The 19517-nt window shown below is 30.0% G+C and carries 21 protein-coding genes; 8 read left to right on the forward strand and 13 right to left on the reverse strand.

Translation table 11 applies throughout. The features are described 5' to 3' along the window. Positions 1-4: 4 nt before the first annotated feature. Genes RF683_RS03765 through RF683_RS03785 form a run of 5 tightly spaced genes read right to left on the reverse strand, consistent with a single transcriptional unit; the run spans position 5 to position 4421 of the window. A complete protein-coding gene (locus RF683_RS03765) occupies positions 5-820 on the reverse strand; it encodes a glycosyltransferase family 2 protein (RefSeq protein WP_309532865.1) in 816 nt (271 codons plus the stop codon). A 1-nt stretch (position 821) separates the two neighbouring features. Next, complete coding sequence (locus RF683_RS03770; protein ID WP_309532866.1) at positions 822-1604, reverse strand: polysaccharide deacetylase family protein; 783 nt, start codon at positions 1602-1604, stop codon at positions 822-824. Continuing rightward, a complete protein-coding gene (locus tag RF683_RS03775; protein WP_309532867.1) occupies positions 1601-2536 on the reverse strand; it encodes a glycosyltransferase family 2 protein in 936 nt (311 codons plus the stop codon). Before RF683_RS03775 ends, RF683_RS03770 begins: the two co-directional genes overlap by 4 nt. Beyond that, positions 2536-3696 (reverse strand): glycosyltransferase family 87 protein, encoded by a 1161-nt coding sequence (locus RF683_RS03780; protein ID WP_309532868.1) that lies wholly within the window; start codon positions 3694-3696, stop codon positions 2536-2538. The genes RF683_RS03775 and RF683_RS03780 overlap by 1 nt, the downstream gene beginning before the upstream one ends. 8 nt (positions 3697-3704) lie before the next feature. Continuing rightward, positions 3705-4421 (reverse strand): lipopolysaccharide kinase InaA family protein, encoded by a 717-nt coding sequence (locus RF683_RS03785; protein WP_309532869.1) that lies wholly within the window; start codon positions 4419-4421, stop codon positions 3705-3707. 76 nt (positions 4422-4497) lie between these two features. Between RF683_RS03785 and RF683_RS03790 the strand changes: the two genes are divergently transcribed. Beyond that, positions 4498-5478, forward strand: a complete 981-nt coding sequence (locus RF683_RS03790; RefSeq protein ID WP_309532870.1) for a WaaS/CpsH family glycosyltransferase — start codon at positions 4498-4500, stop codon at positions 5476-5478. Further along, on the forward strand, positions 5479-6453 hold the full coding sequence (locus RF683_RS03795; protein ID WP_309532871.1) for a glycosyltransferase family 2 protein: 975 nt from the start codon (positions 5479-5481) through the stop codon (positions 6451-6453). It begins immediately after the preceding gene. On the opposite strand, the gene RF683_RS03800 is transcribed toward RF683_RS03795, so the two are convergent. Continuing rightward, positions 6446-7573 carry a hypothetical protein gene (locus RF683_RS03800; protein ID WP_309532872.1) on the reverse strand — a complete coding sequence of 376 codons (1128 nt, stop codon included), beginning with the start codon at positions 7571-7573 and terminating at the stop codon, positions 6446-6448. The two genes, RF683_RS03795 and RF683_RS03800, sit on opposite strands and share 8 nt — an antisense overlap. A 62-nt stretch (positions 7574-7635) precedes the next feature. Between RF683_RS03800 and RF683_RS03805 the strand changes: the two genes are divergently transcribed. The 6 genes from RF683_RS03805 to RF683_RS03830 all read left to right on the forward strand — a co-directional run bounded on the left by RF683_RS03805 (position 7636) and on the right by RF683_RS03830 (position 12970). Continuing rightward, positions 7636-8715 (forward strand): DegT/DnrJ/EryC1/StrS family aminotransferase, encoded by a 1080-nt coding sequence (locus RF683_RS03805; RefSeq protein WP_309532873.1) that lies wholly within the window; start codon positions 7636-7638, stop codon positions 8713-8715. Continuing rightward, positions 8709-9353, forward strand: coding sequence for an acetyltransferase (locus tag RF683_RS03810; protein WP_309532874.1), 645 nt, complete (start codon positions 8709-8711; stop codon positions 9351-9353). The genes RF683_RS03805 and RF683_RS03810 overlap by 7 nt, the downstream gene beginning before the upstream one ends. 4 nt (positions 9354-9357) lie before the next feature. Continuing rightward, positions 9358-9924 carry an L-threonylcarbamoyladenylate synthase gene (locus RF683_RS03815; RefSeq protein WP_309532875.1) on the forward strand — a complete coding sequence of 189 codons (567 nt, stop codon included), beginning with the start codon at positions 9358-9360 and terminating at the stop codon, positions 9922-9924. Between the two features lie 65 nt (positions 9925-9989). Continuing rightward, on the forward strand, positions 9990-11411 hold the full coding sequence (locus tag RF683_RS03820; protein WP_309532876.1) for a CCA tRNA nucleotidyltransferase: 1422 nt from the start codon (positions 9990-9992) through the stop codon (positions 11409-11411). A gap of 131 nt (positions 11412-11542) precedes the next feature. Beyond that, entirely contained in the window at positions 11543-11902 is a 360-nt protein-coding gene (locus RF683_RS03825; protein ID WP_309532877.1) for a four helix bundle protein, read from the forward strand. Positions 11903-11947: 45 nt separating this feature from the next. Then, entirely contained in the window at positions 11948-12970 is a 1023-nt protein-coding gene (locus RF683_RS03830; protein ID WP_309532878.1) for a COX15/CtaA family protein, read from the forward strand. Here the strand turns inward: RF683_RS03830 and RF683_RS03835 are convergent. The 7 genes from RF683_RS03835 to RF683_RS03865 form a co-directional block, all read right to left on the reverse strand. Beyond that, complete coding sequence (locus tag RF683_RS03835; protein ID WP_309533148.1) at positions 12951-13730, reverse strand: LytR/AlgR family response regulator transcription factor; 780 nt, start codon at positions 13728-13730, stop codon at positions 12951-12953. The two genes, RF683_RS03830 and RF683_RS03835, sit on opposite strands and share 20 nt — an antisense overlap. A gap of 86 nt (positions 13731-13816) precedes the next feature. Then, positions 13817-14125 (reverse strand): 2TM domain-containing protein, encoded by a 309-nt coding sequence (locus RF683_RS03840; RefSeq protein ID WP_309532879.1) that lies wholly within the window; start codon positions 14123-14125, stop codon positions 13817-13819. A gap of 27 nt (positions 14126-14152) precedes the next feature. Beyond that, the gene (locus tag RF683_RS03845; RefSeq protein WP_309532880.1) at positions 14153-14464 is read right to left on the reverse strand and encodes a 2TM domain-containing protein; all 312 of its coding nucleotides are present in this window, start codon (positions 14462-14464) and stop codon (positions 14153-14155) included. Continuing rightward, positions 14455-15795: a 2TM domain-containing protein gene (locus RF683_RS03850; protein ID WP_309532881.1), complete on the reverse strand. Its 1341-nt coding sequence runs from the start codon at positions 15793-15795 to the stop codon at positions 14455-14457. The genes RF683_RS03845 and RF683_RS03850 overlap by 10 nt, the downstream gene beginning before the upstream one ends. A 215-nt stretch (positions 15796-16010) precedes the next feature. Further along, entirely contained in the window at positions 16011-18323 is a 2313-nt protein-coding gene (locus RF683_RS03855) for a glycosyltransferase (protein WP_309532882.1), read from the reverse strand. Between the two features lie 8 nt (positions 18324-18331). Beyond that, positions 18332-19363 carry a glycoside hydrolase family 130 protein gene (locus RF683_RS03860; RefSeq protein WP_309532883.1) on the reverse strand — a complete coding sequence of 344 codons (1032 nt, stop codon included), beginning with the start codon at positions 19361-19363 and terminating at the stop codon, positions 18332-18334. A 4-nt stretch (positions 19364-19367) separates the two neighbouring features. Next, positions 19368-19496 (reverse strand): hypothetical protein, encoded by a 129-nt coding sequence (locus tag RF683_RS03865; protein ID WP_309532884.1) that lies wholly within the window; start codon positions 19494-19496, stop codon positions 19368-19370. Positions 19497-19517 lie beyond the last annotated feature (21 nt).

Genomic DNA, 19517 nt, shown 5'->3' on the forward strand with positions numbered 1-19517 from the left:
ATAATTATTTTTTAATAATTCCTTTATCTATATAGGTAACTTGATGCTTTTTATTGTATTTTCGAATAGCATTATTGTGCGCCCAATTTTCTTTAGTTGCATAGCTTCTTTCATGATCTAAATGAACACAGATGGCGCTGTATCTAATTTGCTTGGCTAATATACCATAATTAAACAATCGTTCGCCTAGTTCTCTGTCTAAGCCACCATATTTCATTTCTTCATTAAATCCATTCACGGCTAAAATATCGGACTTGTAACACGAAGAATTGTGTCCATTAAATGTTTTTTTAGTAGGAGTAATCCAATTCATGAATGCACCAAAAAATCCATTTTGAGTCAATTTAGTAAGTTTGAAGCTAAATTCTAATCCATTGTTTAATAGCCATTTTGGTTTAAAACAATCATTATTATGAATCGTTTCCTTAGTTATTTTTTGTGACGTAATAAGGGGTAATTTAAAATAACCTCCAGATAAAAAATAACCCATTTCTTTATTTCTTATATGTTGGGCTACAAAGTCTTTGCGAGGAATGCAATCACCATCCGAAAAAATGAGATACTCACAGCTGCTTTCTATAATGGCTTTGTTTAATATTTTAGATTTTTGAAATCCATTGTCTTCTTGCCAAACGTGTTTAATATCTAAAGAGTATTCTTTAGCAATAGATTCAACAACATTTTTCGTTTTTTCTGAAGAACCATCATCTGCAATAATAAGTTCAAACGCTTTTTCAGTTTGATTACTATAACCTATAAGGACTTTTTGTAACCATTCTTCCGCGTTGTAAGTAGTCAGTATTACAGATGCTTTTTTCAAATTAATCTAATTGATGCTTTTCTAGAAAAGATTTAAATGTTCCAAAAGGAACTTTTTTTTCTTTTAGCCAAGATATAAAATTATCTATTCTTTTAGTCATTTCGTCTCCAGAATTTTTGGAAACATACCTAGGAAAATTATAGGCCTCTTTATTGTTTAGGTTTGTAAATTCCCACGGATGAAAATAGATATTTAAATAGCCGTCTACTTTGTATGTCCAACTAGCAATACGTTTGTATAACCATAAAGGCAAATTATGAAAAGACAACCAAAATAATGGAAATCGCACAATTGGACTCACTGATGCAGGAATTTGCCATACCCCATCTTGTTTAAAATATGTTCTGGGTTTGTCAAAATTATTATATCTTCCAGGTAAAAAAGTTGGATTAATTGATGAGTTATATGTATAGCCAGCTAAAAATATTTCATTTTCATTTACGGGTTGCATACGAGGCATTCTAAAACCAACAACATTGGTTTGTGCTAATTCTTCAAGTTTTTTCTTTGAATTAACTAGGTCTATAACATTAAATGAACTATGGTAGTAGGTGTGAGAGGCTAGTTCGTGGCCTTCATCAACAATTCTTTTTAATAATTCAGGTATATGCATGGCAAAAGTTGCCGTAGAAAAAAACGTTGCTTTCACGTTGTGTTTCTTTAAAAGGTCTAATATAATTTCTGTACCTCTAGCCGAAACATCTATTTGATTTTCAAATGTAATGTCTTTTCCATATTCAAATGGCATGTCAAACTCTTCAATGTCAAAGCTTAAAAGTATCATTTGTAATTGGAGTTTTTAATTAAGTAATTAGGTCTTCCTTTTGATTGCATAAATAATTTACCAATATACATACCAATAATTCCTAAGACGATTAAATTTAATCCTCCAAAAAAGACAATTGTAGTAATGACTGATGCCCATCCTGAAATTACATGACCAAAGTACAAGCTGTAAAAGACATAAACTAAGAAAAAGAGAATGGCAAATGCAGATAATCCCATTCCTAAAAATATGGCTAAATATAATGGACGAGTACTAAATGAGGTAATACCTTGAATGGCAAAACGTATCATTTTAGTCAGGGTATATTTACTTTCGCCAGAAAACCTTGCGTGAGGTTTGTAATTAATGGCGTATTGATTGAATCCTACCCAATTGATAAGTCCTCTAATAAATAATTCATTTTCAGTAAAATCAGAGAATATTTCAGCCACTTTTTGATCAATTAACCTAAAATCAGCTGTCCCGGGTTCAAATTTCACTTCTGAAAGTTGATTCATCAAGCCATAAAACATCTTTGAACTTTTGTTTTTAAAATAAGATAATGACGCGTCTTCTTCTCTTATTGTATATACGACGTCATAACCCTCTTCCCATTTTGCTATTAATTCAGGAATTAATTGAGGAGGATGTTGTAAATCTCCATCCATAGAAATAATAGCGTCTGAATTTGATTTTGCCAAATCAATACCTGCTTTTAATGCATTTTGATGGCCAAAATTTCTAGATAATTCTACATAATACACATTATCTTGTTGTGAAGCAATTTCTTTTAATTTTGAAACGGTTTCATCTTTACTTCCATCATCAACAAAAATGATTTTAAAGGAATAAGGAAGAGCAGTAATTGTTTCATTTAACGATGCTAAAAGCTTGTCTATATTAGAAGCTTCATTATAAGAGGGAATTACTATGCTAATGTTTTTTTTCATTACGAAGTAGTTAAGGGTTGTTTTGAAAATCGTGTTGTTAGTAATTCATAACTAATTTTAAACCAAATTAAAACGCAAGGTAACGCTTTTAATGCATAAGGTTTTATATAATTTTCTCGAATAAATTTTGGAAATAAATCCGATGGTGACAGACTTGTTAATAGCAACGCAAAAATTAAAAGAGCCCAATCCCATTTAGAAATAGGAGTTTCTTTAATGACAAACCAAATAGCTACACCAACAAATGCGATAATATATGTTGGGCTTTCTGAACCAGAACTAAATAATACTGTAAATAAAAGTACAGATGCTAAAATTAACAACCTAAAATTAGTATTGTTAAATAAAGAATAACGCAAATAAGGTAATCCAAATAGAACTAATCCAGGTACAATAAAAAATAAATTTGATACACTTGGCTCATTTAATATTCGTTTTACCATTCCCATAATAGAAATATCTTGCATAGAATTAAAACTCGCGTTTTCATTATTTTTTTCTACAAGTCTAGCAAACCATTCTCCATAACTATTTAGGATAAATTCGGGTGAAGAAATAAGCATGGGTAGTACAAATAAAATAATTGACCAAATAGCTAATGAAGTTATAAATTTTAATTTATTTTTTGAAAAGAAAAAGAAGGCAAGCCCTACTATTCCATATAATTTAATAAAAGTGCCTAGCACAATACAAAATGCAGCCCAAATTTCTTTTTCTTCCTCAATAAAGACAAAACTTAAAATAATAAACGAAGTCATTATTGGGTTAAACTGAAAACCAAGAATAGTCGTTAAAAATTCATGCACACAAATCCAAAGAATCCAATTTATTTTTTGAGAATCTACAGGAATTTTAGAGATTGCATAAATAAGTAATATACCATTAAATACATTCCATACTAACATACCAACAGCGTCTGGAAGTATAGCAAATGGAGCTATAAATAAGCTAAATATAGGGCCATAATGATTGTGGTCAAAATACAACTCGGGGTAAGTAGCATACAATGATTTTTGTTCAATTGTATGGTAAAAAACGTGTTTGAAAATCAAATAATTATTGTATCCTTCTATCAAAAATTGTTTAATAGCGGTTATTATGCTAATGGCTAACCAAATGCCTATAATTAATTTTCTATTTTTTAAAAAACTTAAATTCATATTCTAATTTATATTTTAAAGTTTTTAAGTTTCTTTTTTCTCAAAAATTTTTTTTGAAATTTAGAAGTGTAATACCACATTTTTTCAAACACTTCATTTTCGTTTTTTTGATATAATTTAGCATATTCTTTGCTAATCAGCTGAACCATTTCCTTACTAGGCGTTATTTTGCTTAAATTTTTCATTCTTAGGTCAAAATCTATTTTTTGATGAAATTTCATTCTATTTAAATCAATTAAATAAAACTGACAATTTTGATTCTCATCAATTTTAATAAGTGTATTTCCAGGCGAATGATCTAAAAACTCTATCCCATTTTCATGCATAGCAAAACAAAAATGCGCAAATTGTTTGAGGATAAATTCAATTTTTGATAGTTCTTGATGAAATAAATCTTTGAACACATAATCGGCTTGGATGTGTTCACAAACGTAATAGCTGTCTAAAATTCTGTAAAAATTAGAATGCTCATAATAGGCTATAGGTTCAGGAGTGCCAATTCCTTTTTGGGTTAAAATTTTAGCATAATCAAACGAGCGTTTTGCTTTTGAAGGTCTAAAAAATTTATAGATAATACCGTTAATAAAAATGGGAATTCTAAAAGATTTAATGGCTACTTCCTTTCCATTGTAAGCAAAAATTTTAATTTTATTTCTTTTACCTTCAACTAAAAGTGTACCTTGGTTTTCAAAGTTTTTTAAAATAGCTTGTAATTCGTTATCCATTTTTTTAAATTGAATTACAAATGTAATTTAAAAACTTTATAAAATAATAAATATCTTTGTCCTTTATCTATTAGAAATGCCACAAAAAATTTGTATTATTAGTTTTGATCATTGGGATTATGACCATCATATAGTTACTGCTTTACAAAAAAAAGGCATTGATAGTTTTCATATAAAAATTGGACAGTTTAAACATAAAAATCTTTGGGCACGTATTCATAATAGTTTAAGTAAAATCTTTCTGAACAAAAATCCTAAATTAATTAAAAGACAAGAGTACATAATTGAAACCTTAAAATTAAGAGGAATTCAAGATCAAATACTTGTGCTTAATCCTGAATTAATTGATTTAGCTTATCACAAACAAATTAAAGGTTATACTAAAAAATATATGGCCTATTTATATGACAGTATGGCCAGATGTTCAATTTCACATTTGTTAGATGGTATTTTTGATGAAATTTATTCTTTTGATAAGGAAGATATTCAAAACTATGGTTTTAAACCTACTACAAATTATAATTATATAGAAAAAATACAAAAATCTGCTCCAAGTGATATAAAAAATGATGTATTATATATTGCCTCATTTGATAAACGTATTTCTAATCTATTTGCTTTACAAACGTATTTTGACCAACTTAAAAAATCGTATCAATTTATTATTATTGGAAAAAAAACAACCTTGTATAAATGGAAACATATTTTTTCATCTCAATTAAAAAAAATTGATTTAAGAAGAAACAGAGTCAATCAAAAAGAGATGCACACATATTATAAACAAACCCAAGTTGTCATTGATTTAGTAAGAACTAACCAAACGGGATTAAGCTTTCGAATTTTTGAAGCCATGGCATTTGAAAAGAAAGTTATTACGACAAATAGAAATGTTGTGACATACGATTTCTATAATCCAAATAATATTAGGGTTATTGATGAACATAATTTAATTATTGAAGCACGTTTTTTTGAAACGTCTTATCAATCTTTACCTGACGAAATATATTCATATTATACGTTAAGCGCTTGGGTAGATCGAATTTTTAATTTGAAATAAATGAAAGTATCTGTAGCACTTTGCACCTATAATGGCGAAAACTATTTGAACGAGCAAATAGATTCTATCCTCAATCAAACTAGAAAAGTAGATGAAATTGTTGTATGTGATGATAGATCTACAGATAGCACATTTGAAATTTTAGAAGTCTATGCAAAAAGTTATCCTGATGTATTTAAAGTAGTTAAAAACGAAACCACGCTACGTAGTGTGAAAAATTTTGAAAAAGCCATTTCACTTTGCACAGGTGATGTTATTTTTCTGTCTGATCAAGATGACAGTTGGGTACCCGAAAAAGTAGCTAATATTATTCGCTTTTTTGAAGCAAATCCTACCATTAATGTTGTTGCTACAAATGGCTATTGTATGGATGAAAATTCCGATATTTCTGCTAAATATGCTTTTTGGGACGTGCCTTATTTGTTGGAAAACGAAGGCATACTATTTCAGTATGCGAAGTTAATTTCTTGTGTTTCTAACATTGCTACAGGCGCTTCTATGGCTATACGAAAAGAAATAGTTAAAGATTGTTTACCTTTTCCAGAAATAAAAAACTTTCATCATGATGAATGGATGGCTATTATTGCTTGTAAAAGTGAAAGTTTTAGAATGCTTCCAGAAAAATATTTTAACTATAGAATACATAGCTCCCAACAAGTAGGAGGTGTTTTTCATGCATATACACCAAAAACTAAAAAAATGCTAGTTGAAGTTTTTGACATATCTAATTTTTCAATTAGCTTTTCAAATGCTAAAAAGAAATTAAAACGCTACACTATAGCCCATCAACGAAATGTGTTATTAGCGAAGTATGTAAGTCCTTATCAAGATTATTTCAAGATAATAGTTGCAGAAAATGAAACGTTATATAACGAACTAAAAAAAGCGATGTTACAACATTATCCTATAAAAGCTAGAGTATTATTTTTGACTGACAAGTGGTTTAATAAACGACAATTAATACGTTCTACTTAAAATCAATATTTCCTAAATAATAATTCTCAATATTAGATTCTAAACGTTCTAAACTGTATATGCTCTTGGCTCTTTGTATAAGGTCATTGTTTAAGTTGTCATACTCTTTTTCATTGTCTAATTTTTTTATAGTATCAATAATTCCTTCCATCAATGCATCATAAGATGGAAAAACGGTACGAGCATCTTCAAATTGATAATTAAAAAATATGGGATTTTTTACTGCAAAAGAAATACTACCCGAAAACAGAGGTTCAATAAAATAACCGTCTAAACCTTCTCCAAAAGTAATGGCAAATTTTGCCTTACCAATAAGTGATTTATACGTGTCATATTTCATATCCCTAATAGTGATTAATTTGTAAAGAGGAAGTTCTGTTTTTAATTTAGTTACAATATCTTCACGTGTTAGTTCTGTTGGATATATTTTTTTTTCAATTTCATCTGGTGACAAAACAATTATGTTTTCTTTTTCAGAATAGTGAGAATAAGCATATGGAGTAGGGCTTAGCCAAGGTGAAAATAGATGTAACGGAATATTATATTGATTTCTTTTGTCGAGTGTAGCATACTTTTCATGCGCTACGGTCATTGTAATACTTGCCGTTAGTTGTTTTAAATCTTCAACATACTTTGCGTCAGGCATGTAAAAATCATTTTGATTTAGAATATTAATCTTAATGTTTTTACAGTTTTTTAACCATTCATTAAAAGCACTTTTTTGACCAATTGTGTTGACTAAATCTTTAATGAAAATTTCCGGAATATGAATTTCTAGTGTATCTAAAGTAGGGTAAAGATTTTTAATTTCCTCAAAATTAAAAATTACTAAATCATTCTTAAAACGATGATATTTTGCAAATTTTTCTTTAAAATGAGGTAGAAAACTCGCAAAAACATCACTTTTATGTAGTTTTTCAAATTTTTTAATACTGTCAAAAATGGTACAAATCGATAAGATTCCGCCGCTTATAAAATTAAAATCATTGGGTACAAAAAATAATATTAACTTATCTTTAGCGATGTAATTCTTTTGTATATAGTCTGATTTTTGTTTTTTAGCAAGTAACCGATAATACCTTTTATTAAATTTACGTTCTATTGTTTGTAAAAAATTCATTTATTGACTAATTAATTAGTAATTTTAGACCCGATAAAATATTTTCAAAGATAGACAAATAGATGATTAACGTAACAAAAACTTTTTTACCTGAAAAGAAGAAGTTTCAGCAAATATTAGACAGAGCATGGGATAAAGTGTGGTTAACAAACAGGGGAGAACTCACTTTGGAATTGGAAGAAAAAATCCAAAAAAAGTACGCCACAACAAATATGCTCATCACAAATAACGGTACCATTCCTATTCAAATAGCGCTTAAATTATTAGGAAATCAAGGAGAAATTATTACCACACCATTTTCGTATGTTGCTACCACTTCAGCTATCATTTGGGAATATTGTAAGCCTGTATTTGTTGATATTCATCCAGAATTTCTAACTATAGATGAAACTAAAATTGAAGCGGCTATAACATCAAAGACAACGGCTATTTTAGCCACACATGTTTTTGGAAATCCATGTGAGGTGGAAGCTATTGAACACATTGCTAAAAAACATAATTTAAAAGTAATTTATGATGCAGCACATTGTTTTGGAGTAGTATATAAAAATAAATCTATATTTAATTATGGCGATGTAAGTACCTGTAGTTTTCATGCTACTAAAGTCTTTCATACAGGAGAAGGTGGCGCTATTTTTTGTAAAGATGAAGCCTTATTTCACCAACTTTTTTATAGTCATAATTTTGGACATAATGGACCATTAGCTTTTCATGGTGTTGGAATAAATGCAAAAATATCTGAACTTCAATCGGCGATGGGATTAGCGGTTTTTGATGAAATGGATTATATTTTTGAAGAACGAAAGAAAGTAACAGACTATTATCTAAAAACACTGGATTTTTCAAAATTAACGTCTATTAAAATTAGACCACAAACAGATTGGAATTACAGTTATTTTCCTATTATTTTTGAATCTGAGAAGGTTTTGTTGCATGTTGAGAAACAATTAAAAAATGAAAACATTACCCCTAGAAGATATTTTTATCCTTCTTTAAATACAGTTTCCTTTGTTGAAAAAATGGATATGCCTATTTCAGAGTCAATTGCATCAAGAATACTTTGTTTGCCTTTGTATGTAGGATTAAAAGAACACGATTTAGAAAGAATTTCAACTATAATTAATACTTCATTATTATGTTAATAATTGGTGCTAAAGGTTTTGCTAAAGAAGTTTTAGAAATTTTTAAGCAAAAAAGTGAATTAGACAATCTATATTTCTATGATGATGTAAATGACGATATGGGCAATATTCTCTACGGTACATTTCCGGTATTAAAATCATTGGAAGAAGCACAAAAATTATTTTTAGAAATAGATCCGCGTTTTACAATAGGTATAGGAAATCCTATTTTAAGATATAAATTATATAAAAAATTTGAAGAAATAGGAGGTAAATTCACTTCAGTTATTAGTCCTTTTGCTCATATAGGAAGCTATGGAAATACCATAGAAGAAGGTTCTAATATTATGACAAATGCTATACTAACAAATGATATTCATGTGGGTAAAGGAGGATTAATTAATTTATCTTGTACAGTTGGACACGATGTGTTAATTGATGATTTTGTAGAACTTTGTCCAGATGTAAATATATCGGGAAATTGTAAAATTGGAAAGTTTACATTTATTGGAACTAATAGCACAATTCTACCTACTATTGAAATTGGATCAAATGTAATTGTAGCAGCTGGATCAGTTGTTACTAGAAACATTCCTGATAATTGTATGGTAGCAGGAATTCCAGCTGTTATAAAAAAAGAATTACCACCAATAGAATAAGTATATGGACATTAATAAAGAAGTACATCATGCCTTTGAGGTAATCGCTAACGGAGGTATAATATTGTATCCAACAGATACCGTTTGGGGAATTGGTTGTGATGCTACGAATGAAGAAGCCATTAAGAAAATTTATGCTTTAAAACAACGTGAAGAAAGTAAAAGCATGATTGTACTTATGAATGGCGAAAAAATGATGTATAATGTATTTAAAGACATACCGGATGTAGCGTGGGAAATTATAGATTATTCAGAAAAACCCACAACACTAATTTTAGATAAACCTAGAAATGTGGCGCCAAACATTATTGCAGAAGACAATACATTAGCCATTAGAATAGTTGCGGAACCCTTTTGTTTTAAACTAATGGAGCGTATGAAAAAACCATTAGTATCCACTTCGGCAAATATTTCTGGACAACCTACACCAAAAACATTTAAAGAAATAAGTCCTGAAATTATAAAAGGTGTAGACTATGTAGTAAATTTGCACCACGATAAAATTTGCAAAAATCCTTCTACAATTATCAAATTAGGTTTAGATAGTCAAGTAAAAGTGATTAGAAAATAATTTCGTTTTGAGCGTAAAGTATTCAACAACTTGAAACTTGAAACTTGAAACTTGAAACAAAAAGCATGAATTACAAACAACATTTAGAATATACTATTTTTAAAATTATTTCACAAGCGGCTCAAGAACTTAACTTGGAATGTTATGTGATTGGTGGTTTTGTTCGAGATGTTTTGTTGGAACGAAATCATAAAAAAGACATCGATATAGTCGCTGTTGGGAGCGGAATAGAGTTGGCTTTAAAAGTTTCTGAATTAATTCCATTTCACCCTAAAGTTCAAGTTTTTAAAAACTACGGCACAGCGATGTTGCGTTACAACGATATGGATATAGAATTTGTGGGCGCCAGAAAAGAATCGTATACACATGATAGCAGAAATCCCCGAGTAGAAAATGGAACGTTAAAAGACGATCAAGAACGAAGAGATTTTACCATAAATGCCTTAGCTTTTTCATTAAATGGTAACGATTTTGGAGATTTACTTGATCCGTTTAACGGGGTAGAAGATTTAAAAAATAAAATAATAAAAACGCCTTTAAATCCAGATATTACCTATTCTGACGATCCACTACGTATGATGCGTGCTATTCGATTTGCCACCCAATTGAATTTCGAAATTGAAACGGAATCGTTAGAAGCAATTACCAAAAATAAAGAACGAATTTCCATTATTTCTGAAGAACGAATAGTAGATGAATTACATAAAATAATAGCTTCAGATAAACCGTCAATTGGCTTTTTACATTTGTATCAAACAGGTTTATTAGATACTATTTTACCCGAGTTAACAGCTTTAAATAATGTAGAAGAAGTAGAAGGGCACACCCATAAAAATAATTTTTACCATACGTTAGAAGTTGTAGATAATATTTGTATAAATACGGATGATGTTTGGTTGCGTTGGGCCGCATTGTTACACGACATTGGCAAAGCACCCACAAAAAAATTCAATAAAAAACAAGGATGGACTTTTCATGGTCATGAATTTTTAGGGGGAAAAATGGTCAAAAAAATATTTGAACGCTTACACATGCCGTTAAATCAAAAGATGAAATTTGTACAAAAGATGGTTATGATGAGTTCTCGTCCTATAGTAATTGCTGAAGACATTGTAACAGATAGTGCTGTTCGTCGGTTGGTATTTGATGCAGGTGCAGACATTGAAAGTTTAATGACCTTATGCAAGGCAGATATCACAACAAAAAACCCAAAGAAATTTCAAAAGTACCATCATAATTTTGACATAGTCAAACAAAAAATTGTTGAGGTTGAAGAAAAAGACCGTGTTCGTGTTTTTCAACCACCTATTTCTGGCGAAGAAATTATGGAATTATTTAACTTAAAACCTTGTAGAGAAATTGGTATTTTAAAAGAAGCCGTGAAAGAAGCCATTTTAGAAGGCGAAATCCAGAATGAGTATGAAGCAGCAAAAGAGTTTGTATTGAATAAGGCTTTAGGAATGGGATTAGAAAAAGTAGCAGAGTAGCATAGTTTAAAGTAGTACAGTAGCAAAGTAACAGAGTAGTAGAGTTTAGAGTGGCAAAGTAGTAAAGTGGCTGAGTGGCAAAGTAAAACTCTGAAACTAAAAAAAAAACTCTGAAACCAAAAACTAAAAAAATGAAAACATTTAGAGATTTACTTATTTGGCAGAAAGCGATGACTTTAGTTACTAATTGTTATTCTATATCGGCAGATTTTCCTAATGAGGAACAATTTGGACTTACTTCTCAAATAAGAAGATGTTCCATCTCAATTCCAAGTAATATATCAGAAGGTTTTGGAAGAGGAACAAATAGAGATTATTATAGATTTTTAACTTTTTCTCTAGGCTCACTTTTCGAATTTCAAACACAAGTTGAAATCGCATATAACTTAAACTATATTTCTTTAGAAAATTTTAATAAACTTTATGAAGATAGCCGAGAACTTGAACGAATGTTAACTTCTTTTATGAGTAAAATAAAACAAACTCTATAACTCAGTAACTTTGTAACTTAGCAACTTTGTAACATAATAAATGAAATGAAAAAATATTTTCTTACATCAGCAAAAACAGCTTTAGTTTTAGTGTATATGGTTATTATTGCAGGAGCAGTTGTTAGAATGACAGGTTCGGGTATGGGCTGTCCAGATTGGCCAAAATGTTTTGGGTATTACATTCCGCCAACAGAACAAAAGGAACTTGAATTTACACCAAATAAAGCGTATGACAAAGGTCAAGTCATAATTAAAGATGAAAGATTACTTGTAGCAAAATCTGATTTTACGGCTACTTCTTCTTTTTTTGCAAGTAATTGGGAGGCTTATACTAAACACGATTATGCTATTTTTAATCCGTCGCATACGTGGGTTGAATACATCAATAGGCTAGTAGGAGCCTTAGCAGGATTAGCTTGTTTACTCACTTTTATGCTGTCTTTTTCATTCTGGAAAGAGAACAAGAAAATAATATTCTATTCTTTTTTTATTTGTTTCCTAATGGGTTTTCAGGCCTGGCTGGGTAAAACGGTTGTAGATTCTGTGTTGAGCCCTTATAAGATAACTACTCATATGTTAGTCGCTTTGATTATTGTCGCTTTTCAGTTGTGTCTAATTGCATCAGTTTCTACTACAAACACCATTTTACTTAAAGATTCTAAATTTAAATTGGTTTTGTATGTAGTTTTAGGTTTTACCTTGTTACAAGTTATACTAGGAACACAAGTAAGAGAGGCTATAGATCATCTTGTAGAATCTGGATTGCCAAAAATATTTTGGTTAGAAAGCCCAACACTATCTTTTTACTTTCACAGAAGTTTTTCTATTGTGATTTTATTAGCTAATTTGTATTTGTTTTTGCGAAACAGAAGATTACAATTAGGTGTTCAAAAACTAGACTGGGTACTACGTATTTTACTTTTAGAAATACTTTCTGGAGTTATTATGAGTTACTTACATTTTCCATTTGGAAGCCAAACCGCTCATTTGGTTTTAGCATCACTACTGTTTGGTGTTCAGTTTTATATTCTACTACAAACTACAAAGTTCACCCAATCCAAGTCTTAAATTCACTAACTCTTTCTCGGGCAACAATAACTTCATCGTCTTTGTAAGTAGGTAAAATGATTTTTAATCTTGAATTGGTGTACACTTGAATTTCCTTAATCGCTTTCATTGGAACAATAAACTTTCTATTGATGCGGTAGAATTCTTTCGGATTAATTTCAGTTTCTAACACTTCTAAAGTTGAGTCTATTAAATAATCTCTATTGTCTAAAGTGTGCATATACGTGCCTTTATTTTCACTGTAAAAACATTCAATCTCATCAATAGCAATTACTTTTATTTGTTGTCCAATTTTCACTGAAAATCGCTTTTTATATTCTTTTTCCGCTGGATTGACTAATAGGCGTTTTATGGCTTCAAAATCTAAATTTGAAATCGTCCCGAAGTTTCGGGATTGAAATTGATTGTTGAATTTTGAAATGGCTGTTGAAAGTTCGTCTTCGTCAATTGGTTTTAGTAAATAATCAATACTATTGAGTTTAAAAGCACGCAACGCATATTCGTGATAAGCGGTGGTAAAAATAACTGCACTTTTTATGTGTTGCTGCGCTTTGTCAAAGTATTCAAATAGTTCAAACGAAAGTCCATCTGATAATTGAATATCCAAAAAAATCAAATCAGGATGCGGATTATTTTGAAACCAAACTATTGATTCCTCCACAGAATGTAGCAATGTATGCACTTGCAAGCCTAATTTTCCAATTTTACGCTGTAATAATCGAGCTGCTGGCTTTTCGTCTTCGATGATGATGATGTTCAGTCCCCTAACCACCGAAGGGGGAATGTTTTCGTTTTGCATAATTTCTAAATTTTCAAATTGACACATTTTCAAATTGACACATTATATTACTCCCATTTATTCGCTTTTTCTTTCTCCATCAACTCTTTAATTTTGCGTTCTTCCCAATCTTTGCCTAAAATAAAATAAGGTAAAAATGTTGACAATGCGTGCGCTAACAAACCAATTCCCCAAAAGAAAGCTGTCATGAAATTCTTAAACTGAAAATAGCTTTCGCCTTGCTCTAAATTTTTGACATTAAGAAAAAATATCAATATATTTATAAAAATATAAACAATTGAGTGTGTATAAAAGCCTTTAAGTTTTTTAACTCTTTTTAAAGCTTCTTGATATTTGATTTCGTCTTGTGTATTCATGATTTCATGTTATTAATTGGAATACTATTATTCCCATTTTGTTTGTTTCTCCTTTTCCATTATTTCTGTTATTTTTTTATCTTCCCAATCTTTCCCAAAAAAAGGAATGATATTGAAAACACCAACAGCATGGAAAAACAAACCTATTCCCCATCCTAACATTGGCCAATAAAACCAAATGTGTTCTGGTGAAAATCGAAAATTGATAAAACACAAAAAAGAAATTATAAGAATGTAACTAGCTAAATGACTGTAAAAACCTTTGAGTTCTTTCACTCTTTTTTTTGCATTTTCATATTTTTTTAAATCGAATTGATTTGTTTCCATAATTATTTCCATGTTTTTAAGTTATTGTTCTCTTTGTTCATAAATTCGTTTATTTTTCGCTCTTCCCAAGATTTACTATATCCAAAAGTTTCCAATGCATGAAAAGTTAATCCCATTCCCCAACCTAACATGGGGAACCAAAACCACTGAAAATTTGAAGTATTCAAATTAATCAAAATTAAAATTGGAATCACAGTACAATAAGAAATTAAATTACCATAAAATCCTCTTAATTGTTCTACTTTATCTTTTGCCCGTTTATAAGCTAAATTTTCATTGAATATATTTTGTGTTTCCATAACTGAAATTTGTTTGGTTAATATAGGTAGGCTTATTTTAAATTCCTTTTCATTTTCTTCTACTATGACTTTACGATGGGTTAGTATGGCATATCGATTTACAATGTTTTCTAATCCAACACCTTTTCGGTCTGTCAATACTTCTTTCTTTTGTAAATTATTGGACACAACTAACGCACCATTTTCAACACTAATTTTAATATGAAGCGGTTTAGTTTCGCTTACAACATTATGTTTGATGCAATTTTCAAGCAATAATTGTAAGGATAATGGAACTACTTTTGCTTCATCGTTCTCAATTTTTTCAGGAATTTCAAAAGTGATACTGTTCTCAAATCGCATTAAAAGTAAATTCATATAGGTTTTGGCAAAGGTTAATTCTTCGGTTACCGAAACCAGTTCTTTGTCTTTTTGTTCTAAAACATAACGATATACTTTTGATAAGGAAGTAGTAAATTTTTGTGCTGCAATTGGATTTTCTTCTATTAGCGAACTCAACACATTTAGACTATTGAATAAAAAATGAGGATCAATTTGATTCTTTAAACTTTCAAACTGTGCCGAAGCTGTTCCGGCTATGATTTTTTGTTGGTTCACTTTGTTTTCTTGATACGCTTTATAAAAGTAAAACGCATGAAAAGCTAGGGTTACAAAAAACGTAATAATTATGGTTACTACATAATTTGCCATGGTTTCATTTTGAATGAATACCTCAAAACGTTCTCCTTCAATAAGTACATCTTCTACAATTCGAAGTAAAAAAATAATAAAAACTGAAATTACAAAAGAGCTAACAAAACCAATACTGATTCTTTTTTTTGAAAAACGATCCATTTCAAAAATAGTATCTAAATACATGAATAAAAAAGCATTGCCAAAGTAAAGCGAAAAACCATAAAGCATGGTGTAGCCAAAATTAATGGCTAAATTTTTATTCAGCTCTATTGTAATTCCTGTTACCCATTTAATTAATACTAATACTATAAAGATAGAAACGGTTATAAGAAAGGCTCTCGGTATTTCTTTAAATAATTTATGTAGCATAACGACAATTTGATATAAAATTAGTTAAAAATTAAGTAACCTCATAATGAGTAAAACGAGTAATGTAATTAGTTTAATCATAAATAGGTTTATTTCTTTTTCTTTAACAAAATTCTACATAAAAAAAAACATAGAAAATTTTATCTAACCGAAATGTCAAATACTAGGGATAAACTGTAATGGAGTAATGAAATTTAAAAAAGGAGTAGTTGATATTACAAGATGTGTCTGTTGATTCTTTCTACTGTTAATCTAGCCATTAAATAACTTAAGGTTGATTCTGCACCTTGATTGAGATTAACATTGTGTTCTTCTATACCATCATAGCAGCCTCCTGTACAAGGGTTGTAAACAATTTGATGTAAATGGTTACGACCTAAAAACCACTCAAACGCAAGGTTTAATTTACTTAGATACTCATTATTGTTAAACACAACATAAAATAGTTCTAAAGTCATTATGGTATAGGCAACATCGATTGGCTGTTCACCACCCACGATGGGGTTATTAATCTTATCTTTTATATACCATCCTTTATTTGATATCACCTTTATTGTGTCTGCTATAAATAATTTGGAGAGTAAAAAATCAAAACTTTCTATTGCAATTTTTTTATAGGTCATGTCGTTAGTGCTCAGGTAAGCAAAGAGCATTGCTTCTGGTAAAAGGCTATTAGCATACGTTAAGTAATTTTCATACCATTTCCAGTCATCGGTTGTCTCGTGTTTATACATCTGTACTAATCGATTTGCAAAGAGTTTAAGGAGTGAAAGATTTTCTTTTTTGTTTTGGTAATACAATCCTTTAATTATAAAAGCCATTGCTCGGGTAGAATGAATTTTATCTAAGTTTGTTATCGCAATTTGTAATAAATTTTCAGCTTCATTAGAAAATTCAAGGGGTAGTTTCTCTTTTAAAGCGCATACATATCCTAATGCCCAAATAGCTCTTCCTGTACTGTCTTCTAGATTTTCTGAAAAATTTTGGTAAGTGAATTCCTTTTTACCATTACTATAGTTTAGAAATGAACCGTTGGGTTGTAAGCAAAATTTAATAAAGTTTAAATAGATTTTTAGTAAGCCAATCTCAGTTGGTTGTTGCTCTAATTCATAATACTGGCAAATTGCAATTAATGCTCTAGAATTATCGTCTAGCGTATAGCCTGATTTTAGATCTGGAGTAGAAATTTTAGCAAATTGTATCATTCCTATGTTTGTGGTCATTCTTTTAATATGATCCAAATTGATACTAGGTATTTTATAAGTCAATTGGAAAACATTACCAGTTAACGCTTCAAAAAGTAAGGCATGGGCAATGGCTGAATTTTCCCAAGCCGTTGATGCCATTTTTTGCAAACTATTTGAAGAAATTTTAGTTCTTAGTTTTTCATTTTCAAGCAATGAAATGACGGCTTTTGCTAATTGTGTACTATTTTCAAAATCAATGATTATTCCATTATTATCGTTTAATACTTCTTTAGCGTGAGGAATGGGTGTAGAAATAACAGGACAACCGCAACTTAGTGCATAGGAAAATGTTCCGCTCACAGCCTGATTAGGATCTTTAGAAGTAAATAAATAAATATCTGAAAGCTGAAGATATTCTAATAGTTTGGGCAATTTTAAATATTCATTAATAAATAAAACATGCTTTTCTAGGTTTAAAGAAATTACTTTTTCTTCTAGCATGTTTCGGTATTTTTCTCCTTCTTCTTTTACGATAGAAGGATGCGTTTTACCTAGTACAATAAACAGCACTTCTGGGTGTACTTTTATAATTGTAGGTAAAGCTTCTAATGTAGTTTCAATACTTTTACTTTTCCCTAATAAACCAAAAGTAGAAAGTATTCTTCTATTTGAAAGCAGATATTGTTCCTTAATTTTTTTTAGTCCTAAGGGCGGTACTAAATGCGTTCCGTGAGGTATTACCTTAATTTTATTTGAAGAAACATTATATTGTTGAATTAAAATAGTGGCTGCATTTTCCGTCATAACGAGTATTGTAGTAGCAACAAGTGACATTTCTGTTACTTTGGCCTTCAGCTCATCGCTTGGATGAGGTATTACTGTATGAAAAGCAAAAATGATAGGCTTAGAGATACTAGTATAAAAGAGTTTAAATTCGGTTTCTTTTTTAACAAAAAAACCAAACTCATGTTGTATAATGACAAGTTTAGTATTTTTATCTTTATTTATTTGAAATGCAGTTTTTATAAACGAATTGCGACAATCCGTATCTAAAATATATTTTGGTTTTTGCGCATAAACATGCTGTTCAGTGTATGATTCTAATGCACAAATAGTAGGGGTAAAAGAAGTTCCAAATTGTTCATCTAATGCGTTAATTAAGTCTTGTGAATAAGTTGCTATACCACATTCTCTTGGAGGAAAAGTTGTGACAAAAAGAATTTCAGTTAACGTATTTTCTGATTTTGTTAACGTGCTGTATTCATTAGATTTTTGTGTTTCTTGAGCTTCTTTAAATTTAAATTTATTTGCCGAACCATATACGATAATTTTTGTTTCCATGCACGTTGTTATTTGTTTGATGTCAATTCATTTAAAAGTTCATTAATACTAAGAGAAGCTACTGCAATTCTTTCGTCGGCAGCCCCATAGTATATATAAAGCGTATCATTTTCTAAAATTGCTCCTGTTGGAAAACAAACATTATTGACCTCACCTTTAAGTTCCCATTCTTTTTCTGGAAAGAATAAAGGGTAGGGCAGTCGGGCTAGTTCCTTTTCTGGATTATTTAAGTCAAGCAAGGCGGCACAAGCTGAGTATACATAGCCTTTTACAGTGTCATGTACCCCATGATAAATAATTAACCAACCCGCATCCGTTTCGATAGGAGGACACCCACTACCTATATAACTTACTTCGTGTTCGTATTTAGGTGTCAAAACGACATGCTCGTCAAAATGGATAAAATAATTTTGCCAAAAAGCTATTGTTAAATTTTCTAATTTTTCAATGGCTACTACAATTTGAATATCGGGCTTTATACGATGAAGAAAACAAAATTTGTTTTTAATTTTTCTTGGAAAAAAAATTAGATTTTTATCCCAGATAAGAATTTTTATATCTTGTTTTTCAACGGTTTTTTGATAATCGTTATAGCGTATATATTTTTCATTTATTGTTCCTTCTGATTCTGTAAAATGTATGAACTCTTCGTAGGTAATTTGGGGCACAATTATTCCCTGTTTTTCCCAATGTATTAAATCTGTAGAAGTTGCTAAGGCACCTAGTGCATTAATGCCATTAAAAGCGGTATAGGATAAATAAAATACATCTTCAATTTTTACAATTCGCGGATCTTCTAAACCCTGCAATTCATATTCATATTGGGGGAAAAGAAGAGGATAGTCGTTACGATTTTCTATGACCATAGGCGAACTAAGCTTACAGTATCCAATAGTAGAATAATTGTTTTTTGTTACCGCTCGGTAGAATAAATGAATGGTATTACTATCCTTAATTACTGCTGGATTTAAGACACCTTTGTTTTCAAAATTATTATCGGTTTTATGGAGTAAAATCCCAAGTTTGTTTACTGTTATCATTTACTTATAAGTCTAAGTTCTTGATGTTTTTTTTATCTTGTTTTTTTAAGGTTTTCTGTGCCTTTTTTTCTTTTTGAGTTTTGGAAGGAGCTGTTTTATCAGATTTTGATTTACCTTCTCTTTGTTTTACCATTATTAATACGTTTTATGATGA

Source organism: Flavobacterium sp. 20NA77.7 (assembly GCF_031326205.1).
GTDB lineage: Bacteria > Bacteroidota > Bacteroidia > Flavobacteriales > Flavobacteriaceae > Flavobacterium > Flavobacterium nakdongensis.